The sequence below is a fragment of the Kitasatospora sp. NPDC057015 genome (assembly GCF_042673745.1).
Taxonomy (GTDB): domain Bacteria; phylum Actinomycetota; class Actinomycetes; order Streptomycetales; family Streptomycetaceae; genus Kitasatospora.
In genome coordinates this window covers 1-1,822 of sequence record NZ_JBHUSG010000139.1, presented here as the reverse complement: position 1 = coordinate 1,822, position 1,822 = coordinate 1, and the positions used below count along the sequence as shown (strand labels likewise).

2 protein-coding genes are annotated in these 1,822 nt (G+C 67.1%); one reads left to right on the top strand and one right to left on the bottom strand.

The features are described from left to right. The first annotated feature begins 177 nt into the window (after positions 1-177). Entirely contained in the window at positions 178-1,299 is a 1,122-nt protein-coding gene (locus ACFTWP_RS41650) for an IS630 family transposase (RefSeq protein ID WP_380270387.1), read from the top strand. A gap of 13 nt (positions 1,300-1,312) precedes the next feature. Here ACFTWP_RS41650 and ACFTWP_RS41645 read toward each other — a convergent pair whose 3' ends face one another. Continuing rightward, entirely contained in the window at positions 1,313-1,723 is a 411-nt protein-coding gene (locus ACFTWP_RS41645; RefSeq protein ID WP_380270386.1) for an Imm51 family immunity protein, read from the bottom strand. Between the last annotated feature and the right edge of the window lie 99 nt (positions 1,724-1,822).

Genomic DNA, 1,822 nt, shown 5'->3' with positions numbered 1-1,822 from the left:
GGTCCCTCGCCGACTACCTCGCCAAGATCAACCCGGACAGCCAGCCATCAAGGTCATAGTTGCCCTCGTGATTTGCGGTGCGTCACACTAGTGCTCTGACCGAGAAGGTTCGCCGGGATGGTGCTGCGGGCGGTTGGATGTGCGGTGGCGTCCGTTGATCCGACCGCTGGGGGTGTGGTGGCAGAGCCTGTCCGTGTGCGCAGGTTGACCGACCAGGAGGGGCAGAAGCTGCAGCAGATCGTGCGGCGGGGCAGCACCAGTTCGGTGCGGTTCCGGCGCGCGATGATGCTGCTGGCCTCGGCCGGCGGGAACCGGGTCCCGGTGATCGCCCAGCTGGTGCAGGCCGACGAGGACACCGTCCGCGACATGATCCACCGGTTCAACGAGATCGGCCTGGCAGCTCTGGACCCTCGGTGGGCGGGAGGCCGTCCCCGCCTGCTCAGTCCTGACGACGAGGACTTCGTCGTCCAGGCGGCCACCACCCGACCCACCAACCTCGGCCAGCCGTTCACCCGCTGGTCCATCCGCAAACTCGCCGCCTACCTGCGGAAAGTCCACGGCCGCGTCATCCGGATCGGACGCGAGGCATTACGGTGCCTGCTCGCCCGCCGCGGCATCACCTTCCAACGCACCAAGACCTGGAAGGAGTCACCCGACCCCGACCGCGACACCAAGCTCGACCGCATCGAACACGTCCTGGACCGGTTCCCGGAACGGGTTTTCGCGTTCGACGAGTTCGGGCCGCTCGGCATCCGCCCCACCGGCGGCTCCGACTGGGCTCCCGCTGGTCACCCCGAGCGGCACCCCGCGACCTACCACCGCACTCACGGCGTCCGTTACTTCCACGGCTGCTACTCAATCGGCGACGACACCCTTTGGGGCGTCAACCGCCGCAAGAAGGGCGCCGCGAACACCCTGGCCGCACTCCGGTCAATCCGCGCGGCCCGCCCGGACGGCGCCCCAATCTATGTGATCCTGGACAACCTGGCCGCCCACAAGGGCCAGCAGATCCGGCGCTGGGCGAGGAAGCACCGCGTCGAGCTGTGTTTCACACCGACCTACGCGTCCTGGGCCAACCCGATCGAGGCCCACTTCGGACCCTTGCGGCAGTTCACGATCGCGAACTCCAACCACCGCAACCACACCGTCCAGACCCGGGCCCTGCACGCCTACCTGCGCTGGCGCAACACCAACGCCCGCCACCCCGACATCCTCGCCGCCCAGCGCCGCGAACGCGCCCGCGTCCGCAGCGAGAAGGGCATCCGCTGGGGCGGACGCCCATTCACCACGGCAGCCTGAACGAACCCTGTTCCTAGTCGTCGAACTCGAAGCCCGAATTCTCCGCCCGGGCGATGATGTCGCGGACCGCGTCAGGGCTCGTGATGACTGACTCAACGGCCGTCTTGAGTTGCACGAGGTCACTCGGACTCCCGACCGCGCAGAACATGCCAGCCTCGCTGTCGAAGTCGAGGCGCTCGGCAATGTCCGGCCAGGCAAACCGCACGAGACCTTCCCAGAAGTACCCGTTCGGCTCGTGCCCTGCATCGGCTATTGCCGCGTCAGCGAGCAGGCCACCGGCGTCCAACGTCAGCGAGTGTTGGCCGTCGAAGTCATGAAGCATGATGGTCACGGTCGCGATCTTCTCACGCCCAGCACGGGCCGCCGGATCAGCTCCAGCGGCCCATGCCGCTTCCTTCTGGCCCCGGCGAACTTTTCCGGTCACGGCACTAGTGTGACGCGCCACAAATCACGAGGGTAAGTTGATACCCTTTTATGGTGTCGCATCCTGGGCCCTCCGCTGTGTCGATCGCGCTGTCTGACG